Source organism: Spiractinospora alimapuensis, from assembly GCF_018437505.1.
Lineage (GTDB): Bacteria > Actinomycetota > Actinomycetes > Streptosporangiales > Streptosporangiaceae > Spiractinospora > Spiractinospora alimapuensis.
Genome location: NZ_CP072467.1, coordinates 484,668 through 501,376, shown reverse-complemented (window position 1 = coordinate 501,376; position 16,709 = coordinate 484,668). Strand labels below are relative to the sequence as shown.

Annotated in this window: 17 protein-coding genes, 1 tRNA gene, 1 pseudogene and 1 riboswitch; of the genes and pseudogenes, 11 read left to right on the top strand and 8 right to left on the bottom strand. The window is 69.9% G+C overall.

Features of this window, described 5'->3' with window-relative positions; genetic code table 11:
• Window positions 1-19: 19 nt before the first annotated feature.
• Window positions 20-757 (bottom strand): 5-formyltetrahydrofolate cyclo-ligase, encoded by a 738-nt coding sequence (locus tag J4H86_RS02215; RefSeq protein ID WP_236541547.1) that lies wholly within the window; start codon window positions 755-757, stop codon window positions 20-22.
• Between the two features lie 108 nt (window positions 758-865).
• Between J4H86_RS02215 and J4H86_RS02210 the strand changes: the two genes are divergently transcribed.
• The 4 genes from J4H86_RS02210 to J4H86_RS02195 all read left to right on the top strand — a co-directional run bounded on the left by J4H86_RS02210 (window position 866) and on the right by J4H86_RS02195 (window position 4,327).
• Window positions 866-1,786, top strand: a complete 921-nt coding sequence (locus tag J4H86_RS02210; RefSeq protein ID WP_236541545.1) for a TIGR03621 family F420-dependent LLM class oxidoreductase — start codon at window positions 866-868, stop codon at window positions 1,784-1,786.
• 62 nt (window positions 1,787-1,848) lie between these two features.
• Window positions 1,849-2,832: an RNA polymerase sigma factor SigJ gene (gene sigJ, locus J4H86_RS02205; protein WP_236541544.1), complete on the top strand. Its 984-nt coding sequence runs from the start codon at window positions 1,849-1,851 to the stop codon at window positions 2,830-2,832.
• A gap of 30 nt (window positions 2,833-2,862) precedes the next feature.
• A riboswitch (TPP riboswitch) is annotated at window positions 2,863-2,977 on the top strand.
• Complete coding sequence (tenA, locus tag J4H86_RS02200) at window positions 2,968-3,618, top strand: thiaminase II (protein ID WP_236541542.1); 651 nt, start codon at window positions 2,968-2,970, stop codon at window positions 3,616-3,618. (Overlaps the previous riboswitch by 10 nt.)
• A 103-nt stretch (window positions 3,619-3,721) precedes the next feature.
• Entirely contained in the window at window positions 3,722-4,327 is a 606-nt protein-coding gene (locus J4H86_RS02195; RefSeq protein ID WP_236541540.1) for a Uma2 family endonuclease, read from the top strand.
• A gap of 8 nt (window positions 4,328-4,335) precedes the next feature.
• Here J4H86_RS02195 and J4H86_RS02190 read toward each other — a convergent pair whose 3' ends face one another.
• Together J4H86_RS02190 and J4H86_RS27560 are read right to left on the bottom strand one after the other, a co-directional pair.
• The gene (locus tag J4H86_RS02190; RefSeq protein ID WP_330932479.1) at window positions 4,336-4,971 is read right to left on the bottom strand and encodes a zinc-binding dehydrogenase; all 636 of its coding nucleotides are present in this window, start codon (window positions 4,969-4,971) and stop codon (window positions 4,336-4,338) included.
• 65 nt (window positions 4,972-5,036) lie between these two features.
• A pseudogene (locus J4H86_RS27560) lies at window positions 5,037-5,192 on the bottom strand (NADPH:quinone reductase); the annotation flags it as partial.
• 393 nt (window positions 5,193-5,585) lie between these two features.
• Between J4H86_RS27560 and J4H86_RS02185 the strand changes: the two are divergent.
• A complete protein-coding gene (locus tag J4H86_RS02185) occupies window positions 5,586-6,869 on the top strand; it encodes a multidrug effflux MFS transporter (RefSeq protein WP_236541538.1) in 1,284 nt (427 codons plus the stop codon).
• Here J4H86_RS02185 and J4H86_RS02180 read toward each other — a convergent pair.
• Window positions 6,825-7,298 carry a MarR family transcriptional regulator gene (locus J4H86_RS02180; RefSeq protein ID WP_236541536.1) on the bottom strand — a complete coding sequence of 158 codons (474 nt, stop codon included), beginning with the start codon at window positions 7,296-7,298 and terminating at the stop codon, window positions 6,825-6,827. The two genes, J4H86_RS02185 and J4H86_RS02180, sit on opposite strands and share 45 nt — an antisense overlap.
• A 136-nt stretch (window positions 7,299-7,434) precedes the next feature.
• Here J4H86_RS02180 and J4H86_RS02175 point away from each other — a divergent pair, with 136 nt between their 5' ends.
• From J4H86_RS02175 to J4H86_RS02155, 5 genes are all read left to right on the top strand, one after another.
• Window positions 7,435-8,520, top strand: coding sequence for a substrate-binding domain-containing protein (locus J4H86_RS02175; protein ID WP_236541535.1), 1,086 nt, complete (start codon window positions 7,435-7,437; stop codon window positions 8,518-8,520).
• 77 nt (window positions 8,521-8,597) lie between these two features.
• Complete coding sequence (locus J4H86_RS02170) at window positions 8,598-8,873, top strand: FmdB family zinc ribbon protein (RefSeq protein WP_236541534.1); 276 nt, start codon at window positions 8,598-8,600, stop codon at window positions 8,871-8,873.
• Window positions 8,874-8,882: 9 nt separating this feature from the next.
• Window positions 8,883-9,491, top strand: a complete 609-nt coding sequence (locus tag J4H86_RS02165) for an AmiS/UreI family transporter (RefSeq protein WP_236541533.1) — start codon at window positions 8,883-8,885, stop codon at window positions 9,489-9,491.
• 19 nt (window positions 9,492-9,510) lie between these two features.
• A complete protein-coding gene (fmdA, locus tag J4H86_RS02160; RefSeq protein WP_236541531.1) occupies window positions 9,511-10,758 on the top strand; it encodes a formamidase in 1,248 nt (415 codons plus the stop codon).
• 53 nt (window positions 10,759-10,811) lie between these two features.
• Window positions 10,812-10,885 (top strand) — tRNA-Met (locus J4H86_RS02155).
• A gap of 211 nt (window positions 10,886-11,096) precedes the next feature.
• Here J4H86_RS02155 and J4H86_RS02150 read toward each other — a convergent pair.
• Together J4H86_RS02150 and J4H86_RS02145 are read right to left on the bottom strand one after the other, a co-directional pair.
• A complete protein-coding gene (locus tag J4H86_RS02150) occupies window positions 11,097-12,602 on the bottom strand; it encodes an alkaline phosphatase (protein WP_236541530.1) in 1,506 nt (501 codons plus the stop codon).
• Window positions 12,603-12,798: 196 nt separating this feature from the next.
• Window positions 12,799-14,295 carry an MFS transporter gene (locus J4H86_RS02145; RefSeq protein WP_236541528.1) on the bottom strand — a complete coding sequence of 499 codons (1,497 nt, stop codon included), beginning with the start codon at window positions 14,293-14,295 and terminating at the stop codon, window positions 12,799-12,801.
• Window positions 14,296-14,367: 72 nt separating this feature from the next.
• Between J4H86_RS02145 and J4H86_RS02140 the strand changes: the two genes are divergently transcribed.
• The gene (locus tag J4H86_RS02140) at window positions 14,368-15,066 is read left to right on the top strand and encodes a TetR/AcrR family transcriptional regulator (protein ID WP_236541526.1); all 699 of its coding nucleotides are present in this window, start codon (window positions 14,368-14,370) and stop codon (window positions 15,064-15,066) included.
• A gap of 14 nt (window positions 15,067-15,080) precedes the next feature.
• Here J4H86_RS02140 and J4H86_RS02135 read toward each other — a convergent pair whose 3' ends face one another.
• Together J4H86_RS02135 and J4H86_RS02130 are read right to left on the bottom strand one after the other, a co-directional pair.
• Window positions 15,081-15,677 (bottom strand): GNAT family N-acetyltransferase, encoded by a 597-nt coding sequence (locus J4H86_RS02135; protein WP_330932478.1) that lies wholly within the window; start codon window positions 15,675-15,677, stop codon window positions 15,081-15,083.
• Between the two features lie 50 nt (window positions 15,678-15,727).
• Window positions 15,728-16,588 (bottom strand): CPBP family intramembrane glutamic endopeptidase, encoded by an 861-nt coding sequence (locus tag J4H86_RS02130; protein ID WP_236541525.1) that lies wholly within the window; start codon window positions 16,586-16,588, stop codon window positions 15,728-15,730.
• Window positions 16,589-16,709 lie beyond the last annotated feature (121 nt).

The following is a 16,709-nucleotide window of genomic DNA, read 5'->3' as shown; positions in this document are numbered from 1 at the left end:
GCGACCGGTTTTTGGGGCTTCACGCCGTGGCGTCCCGTTCCGCCAGGAGCCGCCGCAGCGGGGGAATCTCCTCGATCTTCTCCAACGTGAGGTGGTTGCGGAGGATCCCCGCGGGCCGCTTGGGCGCGGGCGTACGAATCACCTCCTCGGGCGTGACGATCAGGTCGACCCGGAAATCGTGCTCGGTCTCGGGCAGCGGTCCCTCCAGCACCTGCGTCGGGTGCACCGTGGTGGCGATGACGGTGTGCTCGTCGACCAACCCCACCTCGGTGAGCAGGCCGAACTCCAGGTCGGAGAACCCGCCGCCCTTACCGACGCGTCGACCGTCGGGGTCGACCGCGACGGTGCCGCAGACGATGAGGTCGATCCGGTCCACCGTGTCCAGGGGCGTCGGGGTGGCGTGCACGGCGGAGCCCTTGATCGACGTGGCCGTGCGGGGTGCGACGTGTAGCCGATCCTCCTCCAACAGCAGGAACGGCGCGTCGCCGGCGAGACGGGGGACCGCCATGAACAGACGCTTTCCCTCGGCGACGCCCCGTGTACGCACCGGCCACTGTGGGGAGTCGGGATTGGCTTTCACGACCCGCGCGGCCGCCCACTCCGGTAACGTGGCGAGCCGTTCGGCGGCTCGCTCGGCGCCCACGAAGTTCGGGATACGCCCCTTCACCCCAGGAAAGCGCGCGGCGCCCGCGTCGCGCAGCGCGTCCCAGGTCTCGAGCCGCACCGCTGTCTTGGCCTCCGTCCGCAATTCCTCCATACCGCAAGTATGGAGGGCGTGCCATGGGTGTTAGCTCAGAGGAGAACCAGGGACCGAAACCAGCGAGACGGGTAGCGCGCCGTTCCCCTCCCGGGTTGAATCGGGGTCATGACGAAGCTGCGGTTTGGAGTCAACTTCGGAGGAGTCGACGTTGAGGACTGGCGGACTTTCTGCCGGGACAGTGAGCGTCTGGGATTCGACGTCGTGCACACCGCGGACCACCTTGGCGTCGGGTCACCGTTCGCCATGCTGGCCACAGCCGCGGAGGTCACGAACACGGTGCGGCTGGGAACGCTCGTGGTGAACACGGCGTTCTGGAACCCGGCGATGCTCGCCCGCGAGGCGGCGACCGTGGACCGGTTGTCGGGGGGACGACTCGAACTGGGGTTGGGCGCGGGGCACATGAAGTCGGAGTTCGACGCCGCGGGGATTCCGTGGCCGTCGCACGCCGAGCGCATGGACCACCTCGAGCACACGATCGCGGAGCTGGATCGGCTCTTCGCGCAGGACGGACAGTCACCGCTGCCACGCCAGGTACCCCACCCACCGTTGCTGATCGGCGGTCACGGCAACCGGGCGCTGGACGTGGCGGCGCGGCACGCCAACATCATCGGCTTCAGCGGAGCGATCCACGCCCCGGGCAAGCCGCCGGGCACGTTCCTGCTCGCCTCCTACGAGCAGACGCGGCAACGAGTGGAGTACGTCCGGCAGCGGTCCGGCACGCGGGCGGAGTCGCTGGAGTACAACGTGCTGCTGCAGGCAGTGTTCACCACGGACGACGCCGAGGCCTCAGCCGCGGACCTGGCGGATCGCTTCGGTGCGACCGGGCTGGACACCGCGGAGAAAGTGTTGGAGAACCCCTACGTTCTGGTCGGCTCCCCCGAGGAGAACGCCCGGAAGCTGCTGGATCTGCGGGACACGTTCGGGTTCGGTTACTTCAGTACCCACGGGCCGTTCCGGGACGCGCTGGCGGAGGTGATTCCGCACGTCCGTCGGCTGGAGGCGGAGGCCGCGGTACCGACCACCTAGGTCGTGTGGGTGGTGGCCGACACCGCTTCGGCCACCACCCAGGGTCGTGCGATGCTGATGTCATGGCCGCCGAGCACCCGTCCGTCCACGAGTTCGAGTCGCACCGTGCCCGACTCCTCTCCCTCGCCTACCGAATGCTCGGCTCGGCGGTGGAGGCCGAGGACGTGGTGCAGGACACCTACCTTCGCTGGCACGCGGCTGAGAAGGAGGCCGTCGACAATCCGGCGGCGTGGTTGACGACGGTGCTGATGAACGCGTGTCGTACCCGACTGACCTCGGCCCGTGCCCGCCGCGAGGTCTACGTGGGGCCCTGGCTGCCCGAGCCCGTGCTCACCGGGCCCGTCGTGTCGGGCGTGCTGGATCCGCAGGAGACCGCGGAGCGACGAGAATCGGTCTCACTGGGCTTTCTCGCCCTCCTGGAACGGCTCACCCCGAGCGAACGCGCCGTGTTCGTGCTCCGGGAGGCCTTCGGACACACGCACCAGGAGATCGCGTCGATCCTGGGCGGTACGGAGGCGAGTTCCCGGCAGCTCCTGCGTCGGGCCAGGGAGCGACTGGCGGGGGACCGGCGCCGGTTCGCCCCCTCGGACCAGGACTCCCGGGACATCGTGGCGCTCTTCCTGGACGCGGCCAACGGCGGAAGCCTGTCGGCGTTCGAGAAGCGGCTCGCCGACGACGTGGTCGCCACCTCCGACGGCGGTGGGCAGGTCACGGCCGGACGGCGCCCGGTGGTCGGCGCGGATCGTGTCACCCGGTTCCTCGCCGGCTTCATCCGTCTCGCCGAGACCCGCGGCTACGCGGTCACGACGGCTCCCTTCGCGGACGCTCTGGCTCTGACCTTCTCGCCCGAGGGACGGTCCGTCGCCGTGGCCACCGCCGCCGAGATCAACGGAGCCCACGGACTCCTCACCCTCGCCGACGGCGCCGCCCTGTTGGTGCAGCAGTTCACGTTCCTCGACGGCGAGGTGACCCACGTCCTCAACGTGGCCAACCCCGAGAAACTCGCCTACGTCTCGCGCCAGCTCCGCGAGCTGACCCCCTCCTGATCGGGACCGGTCCGGCCGATAGGGTCGGACAAAACGGGCGCGGGGTGCGCCGATCGCGACCACTCGACCGCGGTTGGCGCTGAGAGAACACCCGTCGAACCTGATCTAGATCACGCTAGCGAAGGGACCGCCGCAATGGGGTTTTGCGCTGAGGTGTGGCACGCCACGAAGGCCACACGGGACGCGATGGACGACCTGCCGTTCGTCAAGGGGCTGGGGGACGGGACCCTGCCACGGCGGAAGTTCGAGTACTACATGACGCAGGACGCCCTCTACCTCCGGGGATTCGGCCGCGCGCTGGCCGCCGCGGCCTCGAAGGCCGACCACTCCGACGAGATCGCGTTCTTCGCCAAGGCCGCCCACGACGCCATCGTCGTGGAGAGCTCCCTGCACGAGGGCAACGTCGGCGCGGTCGCCGAGGACCTCCAGCCCTCACCGACCTGCAACGCCTACACGTCCTACGTTCTGTCCCTGGCCCAGACCCAGGGCTACGCCGAACTCGTGGCGGGCGTGCTGCCGTGCTTCTGGGTGTACTGCGACGTCGGCGACCGCCTCATGGCCAAGGCCGGTGACCTCACCGGCCATCCCTACGCGGACTGGATCGCCACCTACGCCGACGAGGACTTCGCCAAGGCCACCGAACAGGTCAAGACGATCGCCGACCGGCTGGCCGACCGCGCCGACGACTTCACCGTCTCCCGCATGCGCGAGGCGTTCCTGCGGGCCACCACCTACGAGTGGATGTTCTGGGACGCCGCCTGGCGCGAGGAGACCTGGCCGATCTGACGGTCGATCGGACCGGCCTCCAGGCCCAACGAAGGCGCGACGGCGCTCGGGCGACGTGAGTTAGGGTCGCGGTACCCGCGTCGTCCGAGCTGTCCGGAGGCCCATGGCGTTGTCCAGTTCCACAGGACCAGCCCCCGAACCGGCGGCGTCGCTGCCGAACTGGCTCGCCGCACCACCCGGAGGATGGACGGCCGACGACCTCGACCACCTCCCCGGGGCGGCTCCCCGCCATGTCGAACTCCTCGACGGGGTGCTCGTGGTGCGGTGGGTCCAGCGGTCCTTCCACGCCCGGGTGATGATGCGCTTGGGGGCCGCGCTCGATGCGGCGGCCCCTCCCGGCGTGCGTGTCGAGCCGGAGATGACGATCAAGCTGGGCCATCGGCAACGCCCGGAGCCGGACGTTGTGGTGTTCCACGAGCCGGTGCGGGACGCGAGCCGGACCTATCTCCTGCCCGAGGACGTCCTGCTGGTCGTGGAGATCGTCTCCCCGGAGTCGGAGGAACGTGACCGCGAGACCAAACCACTGAAGTACGCCAAGGCGGGGATCCGGCACTTCTGGCGGGTCGAAGAGGAGAACGCGAGGCCGGTGGTGCACGTCTACGAGCTCGACGACACCACCGGCCAGTACGTCGCCACTGGCATCGAACGCGGCCGGCTCCGCCTCTCCGTCCCCTTCGCCGTGGACATCGACGTGCGCGCCCTGTACTGAAGGGCCCCTCACCCGCCGACCACCAACAGCACCTTTCCCGCGGCGGCGCGCTGCTCGAGGAGGATGTGCGCGTCGACGGCGCGGTCCAGCGGAATGGTGAGCGCGATCAGCGGCGTGAGCTCCCCGCGTCGCACGAGGTCCAGGGCGCGGCGGGTCAGGCGTTGTTCGTCGTCGCGCGGCGCCGCGCACCCGACGAGTCGACGCATGCCGATCCCGCGCGCCGCCGCCTCCCGCTCGTCGACGTCGACGGCCGGTCCGTCGCAGACTCCGTAGGACACGAAGGTCCCGCCGTCGGCGAGGGTCGAGTAGGCGATCTCGGCCAGCCGACCGCCGGTTCCGTCGACGACGACCGAGGCTCCCGCGCCGTCGGTGACGTCTCGAACCCGGTCGGCCCAGCCCGCTTGGGAGTAGTCGACGACGGCCTCCGCGCCCAGCGCGCGGACCCGGTCCAGCTTCAGCCGTCCCGACGCGGCGCCCACCACACGGGTGCCGGCGGCACGGGCCAACTGGACCACCAGACTGCCCGCGCCGCCGCAGGCCGCCGTGACGAGGACCCACTCGCCGGCGCGGAACGCCGCGGTGTCGCTGGCCCAGCACGCCGTGGCGCCGTCGGAGAGGACCGCGAGGGCCGACTCGTGCGGCATCCCGGTGGGATCTCGATCAGTGAGCTCTCCGGGGCGACGGCGCGCTCGGCGTAGCCACCGATCCCGATGTCGGCGATGACGTCCCGACCCAGCCATTCCGGCGCGACGTGGGCGCCGATTCGGCGCACCGTTCCCGCGACGCCGCTGCCCGGTACGTAGGGCGGGCGGACGTCGAGGAGGTCGTCGCACCGTCCGGCCCGCAGGAGTGTGTCCACGTACATCACGTTGGCGAAGGACACGTCGATGAGCGCCTGGTCGGGCCCGGGCACCGGATCGCTCACCAGCTCGCTGACCAGGTTTCCCGGCCAGCCGAACTCCCTCACGCGAATCGCGCGCATCGACTCCACCGCCTTCGTTCCCACTCCGTGTCGTGCCTTGAGCCTTCAACATCAAGTCCGGTTGAGGTCAAGCGCGTGGGGGAGGGAGGTCAATGACCCGCGTCACGCTCGACCGCCCTGGTCAGCCGCGTCCCTCGACGTAATTCAGATCACGGCGAGATAACGGGAATGTTCGGACTGTCTGCCCGGGTCGTGGTGTTGCACGTCGAGTATGCGGAGCCCCAAGCGCGCGTCCGTATCTCTTCCACTTCCACGCACCCCGGATTCGGAGCGTTGATGACGCACGTCCTCACCCGACCCGCACCGCCTCGGCAACGCCAGCACCAGCACCAGCGGTCCGAGGAGACACCCGCGCCCAAGCGGCGCTCGGTGGCCTTCCTCGTGTTCGTGCTGGGCATGTTGACGGCGGTGGGTCCGTTGGCGACCGACCTCTACCTTCCCGCGTTCCCCGAGATCGCCACCGACCTCGGGGCGCCGCAGTCCCAGATCCAACTCACCCTGACCGCGATCATGGTCGGCATCGCGCTCGGCCAACTGGTGATCGGGCCGATGAGCGACGCGGTGGGGCGACGCATGCCGCTCCTCGTCGGCAGCTCGATCTTTGCGCTCACCTCGTTCCTGTCGGTCGTCGCCACCGACGCCGACACCCTGATCCTGCTCCGCTTCCTGCAGGGCCTCTCCGGCGCGGCCGGTGCCGTGGTGTCGCGGGCCATCGTGCGGGACCTCTTCACCGGGGAGCGGGCCGCGCGGTTCTTCTCCCGTCTGATCCTCCTCGTGGGGCTCGCCCCCATGCTGGGACCGATCCTCGGGGCCCAGCTCCTGCTGGTCGGCCCGTGGCAGCTCTCCTTCGTGGTGTTGGGTGTCGCGGGGCTGGTCTCGGCCGGACTGGTCGCGTTCGTTTTGCCGGAGTCCCTGCCCAGAGCCCAGCGGCAACCCCTGCGGCTCGGTGCGGCCAGCCGCGTGTTCCTGGACCTCCTGCGCGACGCGCGGTTCGTGGTCCCGGCACTCACGCTGGCGCTCAGCTTCTCGATGACCTTCACCTACGTCGCGTCGTTCTCCTTCGTCTCCCAGACGGAGCTCGGAGCGACGCCGCAGCAGTACAGCCTGATCTTCGCGGTGAACACGATCGCCATGGTGCTGGGAACCCAGGTCAACGCGGCGTTGATCAACCGGATCCCCATGTCGCGGCTCCTGTTGGGCGGCCTGGTCGGCGCGCTCGTCAGCGTCGTGGCGCTCGCCGCCATCACGGTGAGCGGGGGAGGGCTGCTGAGTGTCTCCGTGGCGCTGCTCGCCATGATGTTCAGTACGGGCTTCATCTCGCCGAACGCGACGACCATCGCCCTGTCGAGTCAGCCGCAGTCCCGCGCCGGTAGCGCGTCCGCGCTGTTGGGGTCGGTCCAGTTCGCCCTGGGCGGCGGGCTGTCGGCGCTCGCCGGGATGACCGCCCACGGAGAGGCGTCCCTGGGGAGCATGACGGTCGTGATGTTCGGGACCATCGTCGCCGCGACCGGGCTCCTAGGACACGGCCTCCTCCGGGCCCGCCGTCTCGCCCACGCCTGAGGTGGGGCCACTGGCGACCCGACGCAACAGACGGGTCAGGGTGCGCCGCTCCGCCTCGTCCAACGGCGCCAGCACGTCGTCCTGGGCGGTGTGCACCTCGGCGGCGAGCCGCTCGTACAGGGCGAGGCCGCGGCGGGAGGGTCGGAGCACGACCCTGCGGCGGTCTCCGGCGTCGGCGTCACGGTAGGCGAGGGCCTGGGTGGCGAGCCGGTCCGCGATCCGCGTGGTCGTCGCACCGGTGAGACCGAGAACCGTCGCCAGGGCGGACATCGTCGGAGCGTCCCGAGTGCTCAGCATCTCCAGCATGCGCCACTGGTCGACGGTCAGGCCGAACTCCCGCACCACGCGCTCCGCCCGCCGATCCAGCTCGGCGGCGACGTGTCGCAGGACGAGGGGATCGACCGGGGACGTCACGGTCTGCTGGCTCATCGTCCCCCTCTGCACTCGCTCTTGATCACAGTATTTCCGTCCGAGAAGATTCCAACCGGCGAGAACCTAGCATCCCGGCGCGCGCCCGGGACACGCGGGTCGCCATCTTGGTGGTCGCGAACGGAAGGAAGCGGACGTGGACTGTCGCTGCCCCACGCACGAACCGTCCCGCACCGACGCCGACTTTCCCGTCGGCGTGGTGATCCCACTGCGCGGCCCCGCGGGGATCTTCGGCCCCTCCTGTGAGGCGGTGACCGAGGTCGCGGTCGCGGAGGTCAACGCCGACGGTGGGGTCCTGGGTCGCGCGGTCCGTCCCGTCGTCATCGACGGCGGTGCCCCTCCGTCCGAGGTGGCCGCCACGGTGAGCTCCCTGGTCCGGTCGGGCGCGATCCACGCCGTCACGGGTTGGCACATCTCCCAGGTGCGCCAACACCTGGTTCCGGTCGTGACCGGGCACGTCCCCTACGTCTACACCTCCCTGTACGAGGGAGGGGAGAGCGCCAACGGCGTCTTCTGCTCCGGGGAGACCCCTCCCGACCAGATCGCGCCGGCGCTGCGGTGGATGCGGGCGGAACTCGGTATGCGCCGGATCTTCCTCGTCGGCGACGACTACGTCTGGCCGAGGGGAACCGCGCGGGCCGTTCGCTCCTACGCCCAGCGGCTGGGGGTTCGGCTGGTGGGGGAGAGCTTCGTCCCCCTGGGCACCCACGACTTCCGGTCGGTGCTCACACGGATCTCCCGCAGCCGCCCCGACACGGTCCTGATGCTCCTCGTGGGTCAGGACGCCGTGCACTTCAACCGCGAGTTCGCCGCGTGGGGGCTGCACGACTCCATCCGCCGCCTCAGTCCGCTGATGGAGGAGAACATGCTCCTCGGCAGCGGCCCGGAGTCGACCAGCGGGTTGTTCGTGGCCGCCGCCTACTTCCGGTCCCTGGCGACGGCCTCGGCCATGGACCTCACCTCCGCCTACGCGCGGATGCACGGCCCCACCGCGCCCGCCCTCAACAACATGGCGGAGTCCTGCTTCGAGGGGATCATGGCCCTCAGCGCACTGGCGCGCCGCGCGGGCACCATCCAGGCCGAACGGCTGGCCGCGGTGGGCGATCAGGTCGGCTACGACGGCCCGCGCGGGACCATGCAGATATCCCGCGCCCACGTACGCCAGCCCGTCTACCTGGCCAACGCCGAGGGCACGTCCTTCGACATCATCACCCGACTCTGACACACCCCGGAGAAGATCACCGAACCTGCTTGACTTTTCCTTTCATTTGATTCATTTTCAACTGAAAGGAGATGGTCATGGTCGATTACCTCTACCGGTGTCCCGAGGGGCACGAAACCACACACGCCGCGGCGATGGGTGACGCCGCGCCGCGCGCGTCCTGCCACTGCGGCCAGGACGCGCGGCGGGCGTTCACCGCCCCGATGCTGGGCGGGGCGCGTCGCGCCAGCCACGGCGCGATCGAACGGGCGCAGGCGAGCGCGGAGAACCCCGCCGTCGTCCGGTCCGCACCCACCGTGAGCGCCCCAGCCGCGCCAACAGACCCCCGCCACGCGATGCTCCCTCGCCCCTAGGCGGCGGCCATGGTCGCCACCGGCCTCTTCTACGTCGGCGCCGTTCTCGTGGTCAACGGGCTGATGCTGCTGGGCACCATCAGCCCCCGCGCCGCCGCCCCCCTCAACCTCTTCGTCGGAACCCTCCAGGTCGTCGGCCCCACGGTCCTCCTCATCCAGAACGGCGACACCGCGTCGGTTCTGGAGGCCGCCCCGCTGTACCTCTTCGGGTTCACCTACCTCTGGGTCGGGATCAACGCGATCACCGACTGGGACCCGCGCGGGCTGGGATGGTTCTCGCTGTTCGTGGCGCTCAGCGCGATCGCCATGTCGCTGCAGTCCGCGGTACTGGCCGGCGACTGGCCCTTCACCGTGATCTGGCTGTACTGGGCCGTCCTGTGGTTCCTCTTCTTCCTCGTCCTGGGGCGCGGCAACAGCGGCCTCGCCCCCTTCACGGGCTGGTTCGCCATCGTCACCGGCACCGTCACCGCGGCCTTCCCCGGCGCGCTCCTCGTCGTCGGCCTGTGGCCGGACACGCCCGCGACGGCCCTCGTGCTGCTTCTGCTCGGAGTGGCCGCCGTCGGCGCACTGTGGTTCTCCCCAGTGCGAAACCCAGAAATGAACCGAGAACCGTCCTAACGCGGAAGCGAGAACACCCATGCCCGAGGTCCTGTTCAGTCACGACCCGTCGACCACCATGGCCCAGCAACGCGTCGCGGGCCACAACCGGTGGCACCCGGAGATCCCGCCCGCCGCCACCGCCCGCTCCGGACAGGAGTTCCGGGTGGAGTGTCGGGAGTGGACCGACGGTCAGATCGGCAACAACGACTCCGCCAACGACGTCCGCGACGTGGACCTCGACCGGTGCCACATGCTCAGCGGACCGATCGCTGTGGAGGGTGCCGAGCCCGGTGACCTGCTCGTCGTCGACATCCTGGACCTGGGTCCCATCCCCCAACAGGAGGGGCCCGTCTGCGGCCAGGGTTGGGGATACAGCGGGATCTTCTCCAAGGTCAACGGCGGCGGTTTCCTCACCGACTACTATCCCGAGGCCTACAAGGCGATCTGGGACTTCCACGGACAGGAGACGACCTCCCGACACGTGCCCGGTGTTCGGTTCACCGGCATCACCCACCCGGGCCTGATGGGCGTGGCCCCCTCGGCCGAGCTGCTCGCCTCCTGGAACGGCCGCGAGCGGGACCTGATCGCCACCAACCCCACACGGGTGCCACCGCTGGCTCTGCCGCCCCTGGAGAACGGAACCCTCCCGGGGCGCGCCGTGGGGGACGCCGCCCAGCGCGTCGCCGCCGACGGCGCCCGCACCGTGCCGCCACGCGAGAACGGCGGCAACCACGACATCAAGAACCTCACCCGCGGCGCCCGCGTCTTCTATCCCGTCCACGTCCCCGGCGCGTTGCTGTCAATGGGCGACCTGCACTTCAGCCAGGGCGACGGCGAGATCAACTTCTGCGGCGCGATCGAGATGGGCGGCTTCATCGACCTGCGCGTCGAGGTCATCAAGAACGGCATGGACACCTACGGCGTGCACCGCAACCCCGTCTTCTTCCCCGGCCGCGTGGAACCCCGCTACTCCGAGTTCCTGTCCTTCATCGGGATCTCCGTCGACCACCGGGACAACACCAACCTCTACATGGACGCCACCGAGGCCTACCGCAACGCCTGCCTCAACGCCATCGAGTACCTCAAGAAGTGGGGCTACACCGGCGAGCAGGCCTACCTGATCCTCGGCACCGCACCCATAGAAGGCCGCGTCAGCGGTGTTGTGGACATCCCGAACGCCTGCTGCTCCCTTTACCTGCCCACCGAGATCTTCGAGGACGACATCCGCCCCGGCCACGGCAACCCCGTGAAGAAGGACCGCGGCCAGGTCTGCGTCACCTCCTAGCTTCCATGTCACGACCACCCCGCACGTGCGTTAGAGTTAAGACAACACACCGACGCGGGGTGGAGCAGTTCGGTAGCTCGTTGGGCTCATAACCCAAAGGTCGCAGGTTCAAATCCTGCCCCCGCTACGAGATAAGTGCAGGTCGAGGCCCGGTTCACGGAAGTTCGTGAACCGGGCCTCGTGCGTGTGACAGCAGTTTGACGGCAAGACCGGGCGTCATCTGGCGGTCGTGGATGTTCAATTCTGGCCGCGTGGGGTCGTCACGGGCTCGAGTCCTGACCCCGCGATGAAAACGAGTGTGGGCCTGGTCTGACCAGGCCCACACGTTTGTTGGGAATCTACTCGTAGCCCCAGAAGTCGAAGATCGCGTTGGCGACGTCGGTGTGCTCCAGGTAGGCGCCGCGCACGGCGTCGTCGTGGGTGGAGTAGTGCTCGATGCGTGAGGCTCCGGGGCCGGAGGCGTAGAGCGGGACGAGGGAGTTGGTGTGGTCCCCGCTGTGCCAGGAGTGCTCCGGCAGTGAACCGGACTCGCCGGTCATGGGGGTCCAGGCGTCTCCGGCTCCGGGGCCGGCGAGATACCCCGTCTCGTGGTCCGCCGTGACCACGACCAGGGTCTCCTGCCAACTGCTCTCCTGCTCGACCCAGTCGACCACGGTGTCCACCGCCTCATTGAAGGCGATCTGTTCCTCGATGAGGCGGCCCATCTCGTTCCCGTGGCCCGCCCAGTCGATGGCCCCACCCTCGACCATGAGGAACATTCCCTCGTCGGAGGCGTTGTCGAGGACGTTGAGCGCCCCGGCCGTCATGTCCGACAGGCTGGGCACGTTCTCGTTGTCCGGCGCCGTGTACGGCTCGGCCCCGTCGATGGGGTTGCCTTCCGAGTCACGGTCCGGTCCGCTGCGGTCGTACTGGAGCGTCGTGGCGGCCTGGGCCAGGCCGAACACCCGCTCGGGCGGGTTCTGCGCCTGGGCGAGGTCGGCGAAGTCGTCCGCCTCCTCGACCGTCTCGAAACCCAAGTCTCCGGACGTCACCGACTCATACGTCCGCTCGTCGATGTAGTCGAACGCCGGTTCCTCCACCGCTTCGCCGTCGTCGTCGAAGTAGGGGTGCCCCGCCCCCATCACGACGTCGATCTCGTGCTCGGTGAGCATTTCGCGCGCGATGGAGTGGTAGTTGTTCCGACTCGCGTTGTGCGCCACGAACGAGGCGGGGGTGGCGTGGCTGAACTGGACGCTCGTCACGACTCCACTGGCCCGGTCCGTCTCCTGGGCACGCTCGGTGAGGTTGCGCACCGGGTCGCCCTCCGGGTCGAGGCCGATGGCGCCGTTGTTGGTGTGCACCCCCGTCGCCAGGGCCGTACCCGCCGCGGCGGAGTCGGTCGCACCATCCTTGACCCAGTCGAAGTCCCCCCACGCGTCATCCGAGGAGTAGCCGCCATCGACGTTGTAGGTGGCCATGCCCAACTGCACGGGGAACTCTTCGTAGACGTTGTTGGGCTCGGAGGGCTCACGCTCGACGTCCCCAGCCGCGAACGGCCGTGACCCCTCACGCGACGGAGGGCTGGGCATGGTGGAGCCGTCGGAGTCGTCCTCGGGGTCCACCCCCACCGAGACCTGGCTGTAGGACGTGCCGTTCTCGTAGAGGCTGGCGGCGTCGACGTGGTTGTAGCCCATGCCGTCACCGATCAGCACGATGACGTTGTCGGGTCCGAAGCCCATGATCTCGGGACCTTCGGTGTCGGCGGCGGCGGGGGCCGCTGTCGCGGCGAGCATGCTCAGCATGAGCCCCGACGTCACCAGCCCGCCGGCCGGCGGCCGGGACCATCCCCGGAAGTTCTGCACCACAGTTCTCCTTGCGGGAAGAGGCCCGCGTGTTCACTGGCGATGAGGGGGAACACGCGGGTTTCGTTGTCTGTCACAGCGCCACGGCCACCCTGAGGGCACGACGTGACCGGCAGAGGACATCCTGGAAAAACACAACCAAACACCCCGTCACGGGCTCCGCACGGGACCGTCACCGACCCGCGGGGGCGTTCGGGGGTCACCGGCCCTGGGCCGCTCCGGGCCGTCGAGGCAGCAGCACGAAGGCGACGACGGCGGTGGCCAGGAGAACGGCCACCGCCGTCGCGATCCCCGTGGTGTAGCCGTGCACCACGGCCTCGACCCCTGTGCCGCGCCCCCCGACGGCGAGTGAGGCCGTCGCGCTGGCGGCGACGGTGTTGAGCAGCGCCGCACCCAGAGCGCCACCGACATGCTGCGAGGTGTTGACGAGGGCGGCGGCGACGCCCGCGTCCGCGGGAGCCACCGACGCGGTGGCGGTGCTCATCGCCGGCATCATCACCAACCCCATCCCGAGCCCGATCGCGAGCTGTGTGGGGAGCAGCAACGTCAGGTACACCATGTCCGCGTCGGCACTCAACCGGGTCAGCGCCCCCATCCCCCCGGCGGTCAGCAGCAATCCCGAGACGACCAACACCCTCGGGCCGGTCCGGTGCAGCAGTCGCGCCGCGACGACGCTCGCCCCCACCGCCGTGGCCGCCGTCAACGGCAGGAAGGCCAACCCCGCCTGGATCGGCGTGTATCCCAGCACGCCCTGCATGTAGTAGGTCATGAACAGGAAGAACCCGAACAGGGCGACCTGGGACAGCGCGACGGCGAGGAACGACCCTCCCCGGGCTCGATGGGTGAGCACCCGAAGGGGCACGAGCGGCCGCACGGTCCTGGTCTCCACGACGACGAGCAGCAGGAGCACGATCACCCCCACCCCGATGAGCGCGATCACGGTGGACGAGGTCCAGCCCCGCTCCTCCGCCTGGGCGATCCCCAACACGATCGACGCCAGCCCCACACAACTGAGGACCGCGCCGGGAAGGTCCACCCGCCCCCGCGGCCCCTGCGTCCCGGCGCGGACGAAGGCCACCGCCCCCGCGGCGGCGAGCACGGCGATCGGGACGTTCACATACAGGCACCATCGCCAGTCGAGGTACTCCGTGAGCAGCCCTCCAGCGAGCAGACCCACCGCCGCTCCGCCACCCGAGAGGGCACCGTAGATTCCGAACGCCGTCCCCCGCTCACGAGGGTCGGTGAACAGGACGCTGAGGAGGGAGAGCGCCGCGGGAGCGACGAGCGCCGCGGAGACGCCCTGGCCCGCGCGTGCGGCGAAGAGGATTCCCCCGGTGGGGGCGGCACCGCCGAGGATCGACGCCGCGGCGAACCCGACCAGGCCGATCAGCAGGGCGCGCCGCACACCGATCTGGTCGGCGACGCGTCCGCCGAGGAGCAGGAGACTCCCCAGGGCCAACACGTACGCGGTGATCACCCAGTGCCGGTCGCCGTCGCTGATCGCGAGGTCGGCCTGCGCGGAGGGCAGCGCGATGTTCACGATGGTCGCGTCCAGAACCACCATGAGCTGCACCAACCCGATCACCGCGAGGGCCCACCAGCGCCGGGGGTCCGGGGGGACGGTGGGGGTGTCGGAGCCGTCGGTCGGGGACGGTTGGGGTGTCCGTGCCCCGCCCCGGTCCGCGTCATGATTCATACAGCCTCCAGACCATTGATCTGAAACCCGACCAATGATCGGGTCGCCGATCAACGTACTATAGTGGCGGGCATGACCGAACAGGACCACCGCGCGGCCACGTCTCCACCCCCGTCCCCGGGGCAGGTGTGGCTCCGATCCGAGCGCCCACGCAAACAGCGGGTCACCAGGGAACGCATCGTGGAGACGGCACTGGCGCTGCTCGACGAGGAGGGCGCGGAACGGCTGACGATGCGTCGTCTCGCCGAGCGCCTCGACACCGGGTCGACGACTCTGTACGGCCACGTCGCCACCAAGGACGACGTGCTCGACCTCGCCCTCGACGCCGTCTACGCCGAGGTCGACCTCCCCGGCGAGCCTGGGCCGGACTGGGCGGAGGACCTCCGCGGATTCATGACCGACTGGCGCGCCGCGCTGCTTCGTCACCCCTGGTCCGCGGGCCTCCTCGGCCGCCCGATGCTGGGACCCAACATGCTCGCGAGGGAGGAGTTCCTGTACTCAGTCCTCGCGCGTGCCGGCCTTCCCGTGACCGGCGTGAGCGACGCCGCGTACGCCGTCTCCAACTACGTCATCGGTTCCACACTGATGCAGGCGTCCTGGCAGACCCAGCCCAAAGACGCTCGGAAGGCGGCCGACGAACACGTCCAGACTCAACGCGACCGTTACCCCACGTTGGCGGCCCACCGGAGGATGGCCGCGACGGACTGGGACGCCACCTTCGCCCGGGGCCTGCGCGCACTGATCGACGGGCTGGCCCCCGCGTCAACGTGAGACGTGTGGCGCCGTCACCGGGGTCGGGGATCGGTGGACAGGACGGCCATCACGATGGCGTCGTAGCGCGCACCCGCCCAGTACAGGGCATCGCGCCGGACTCCTTCGCGCACGAAGCCGCACTTCTCGTACACGCGCCGCGCCCGCGGGTTGAACGAGAACACCTCCAGCTCCACGCGGTGCAGACCCACGGTGTCCAGCGCGTAGTCGACGGCGAGGCGGGTCGCCTCGGTCCCGTAGCCGTGTCCGAACACATGCGGCCCGGCCAGGGCGATCCGGAATCCGGTGGAGGCGTTGTCGGGGTCGAAGCCGTTGAAGGCGACGTCCCCGATCACCACGCCGTCGTTCACGCGGACGACGGCCCAGTCGGCTCGGTCGTGGTGGTCCGCGCGGGTGGTGAGCCAGCCCCGGATGCCGGCCTCGGTGAACGGCTGGTGGGCACCGGTCAGGCGCGCCACCTCGGGCTCCCGCACCATCGCCCAGATCCCGTCGAAGTGCTCGGCCGTGAGGGGTTCCAGCCGGATCCGCGCCGTGTGCAGGGTGGGTTGATCACGGAAGGCGTCGGGTGGCACCATTCCCCGAGCCAACCACTGGGCGTGGGCGCGACGCAAGACGGGTGCGTGAGGGAGGGCCGGGGACGGGCAACGAAGACCACGCCACCTCACGGGCGTCGGGGCGGTGAACCGCCCCTCGTCAGGGTGTGGGGGCTGGTCATGCCCACCACGACCGCCGCCAGCGCCGCGTAGAGGGCGGCGAGGATCGCGCCCCATCCGGCGCCCACCGCGTCGGGGACCGGCAGCAGGTCGAGCGCGACGTGGTGGGAGAGATGGGCGACCATCACCAGGAGGAGGCTGCCGGTGGTGTTGAGCAGCCACGCGTAGATCACCGCGGTCGCGATCAGGCGAACGTAGAGCTGCAGCGTGAGGGCGAGCGCCCCGCCGTCGACGCCGCCAGGAGCCAACAGAGGCCACTGGTACCAACTGGCCCACACGGCCCCGATCACCACCGCCGCGCCCAGCGCGCCGAATCGCACCTGGAGGAGTGGCTGGGCGAACCCGCGCCAGGCGATCTCCTCCAGCATCCCCACGATCCACGGGACGGCGAGCCCCACGGCGAGGAACCCGCTGGGGGCCAGGACCCACTCGTCGGGCACCGGACCACCCAGCGCCCCGGAGATCAGACTGGTCAGGAGAACGAGGACGACGGGTCCCGCGACGACCAGCAGGTACCACGACGGCGCGATCCGCCAGTGCCCGACGCCGCGGACGATGGATCCGAGGCCACGCATCCGGGACGACGCCCCGGCGACGACGACCGCCGCGACCACCGGCGCGAGCGCGACCAGCAGCACAGCTGGTGGATAGTCCTCGTCCGGCCCCACCCCGGCGGCGTGGCTGAGGACGACCCCCAGCGCGGTGAGCGCGGCGAGCAGGGCGACCCACACGGCGACCCGTCGTGTGGGTCGGCTCAGCGCGTGGGCGTCGCCTCCCGCCGCACCGGCACCGAACCGGTCCTGCCCCATGAACATCCCCTCCGTGTCGGGGTGCGCACGCGACCGGCCCGGTCAGAAACGATGCGGCCCACAGTTCCCCAGGACGTGCCCACGACATCCTGAGAGATACTTACAACGCCCAGCTTCGGAT

What these genes read in the sequence shown, in the direction of transcription:
- J4H86_RS02215 (WP_236541547.1), bottom strand. Translation starts at nt 757, where the DNA reads ATGGAGGAATTGCGGACGGAGGCCAAGACAGCGGTGCGGCTCGAGACC.
- J4H86_RS02210 (WP_236541545.1), top strand. Translation starts at nt 866, where the DNA reads ATGACGAAGCTGCGGTTTGGAGTCAACTTCGGAGGAGTCGACGTTGAG.
- sigJ (WP_236541544.1), top strand. Translation starts at nt 1,849, where the DNA reads ATGGCCGCCGAGCACCCGTCCGTCCACGAGTTCGAGTCGCACCGTGCC.
- tenA (WP_236541542.1), top strand. Translation starts at nt 2,968, where the DNA reads ATGGGGTTTTGCGCTGAGGTGTGGCACGCCACGAAGGCCACACGGGAC.
- J4H86_RS02195 (WP_236541540.1), top strand. Translation starts at nt 3,722, where the DNA reads ATGGCGTTGTCCAGTTCCACAGGACCAGCCCCCGAACCGGCGGCGTCG.
- J4H86_RS02190 (WP_330932479.1), bottom strand. Translation starts at nt 4,971, where the DNA reads ATGCCGCACGAGTCGGCCCTCGCGGTCCTCTCCGACGGCGCCACGGCG.
- J4H86_RS02185 (WP_236541538.1), top strand. Translation starts at nt 5,586, where the DNA reads ATGACGCACGTCCTCACCCGACCCGCACCGCCTCGGCAACGCCAGCAC.
- J4H86_RS02180 (WP_236541536.1), bottom strand. Translation starts at nt 7,298, where the DNA reads ATGAGCCAGCAGACCGTGACGTCCCCGGTCGATCCCCTCGTCCTGCGA.
- J4H86_RS02170 (WP_236541534.1), top strand. Translation starts at nt 8,598, where the DNA reads ATGGTCGATTACCTCTACCGGTGTCCCGAGGGGCACGAAACCACACAC.
- J4H86_RS02165 (WP_236541533.1), top strand. Translation starts at nt 8,883, where the DNA reads ATGGTCGCCACCGGCCTCTTCTACGTCGGCGCCGTTCTCGTGGTCAAC.
- fmdA (WP_236541531.1), top strand. Translation starts at nt 9,511, where the DNA reads ATGCCCGAGGTCCTGTTCAGTCACGACCCGTCGACCACCATGGCCCAG.
- J4H86_RS02145 (WP_236541528.1), bottom strand. Translation starts at nt 14,295, where the DNA reads ATGAATCATGACGCGGACCGGGGCGGGGCACGGACACCCCAACCGTCC.
- J4H86_RS02140 (WP_236541526.1), top strand. Translation starts at nt 14,368, where the DNA reads ATGACCGAACAGGACCACCGCGCGGCCACGTCTCCACCCCCGTCCCCG.
- J4H86_RS02130 (WP_236541525.1), bottom strand. Translation starts at nt 16,588, where the DNA reads ATGGGGCAGGACCGGTTCGGTGCCGGTGCGGCGGGAGGCGACGCCCAC.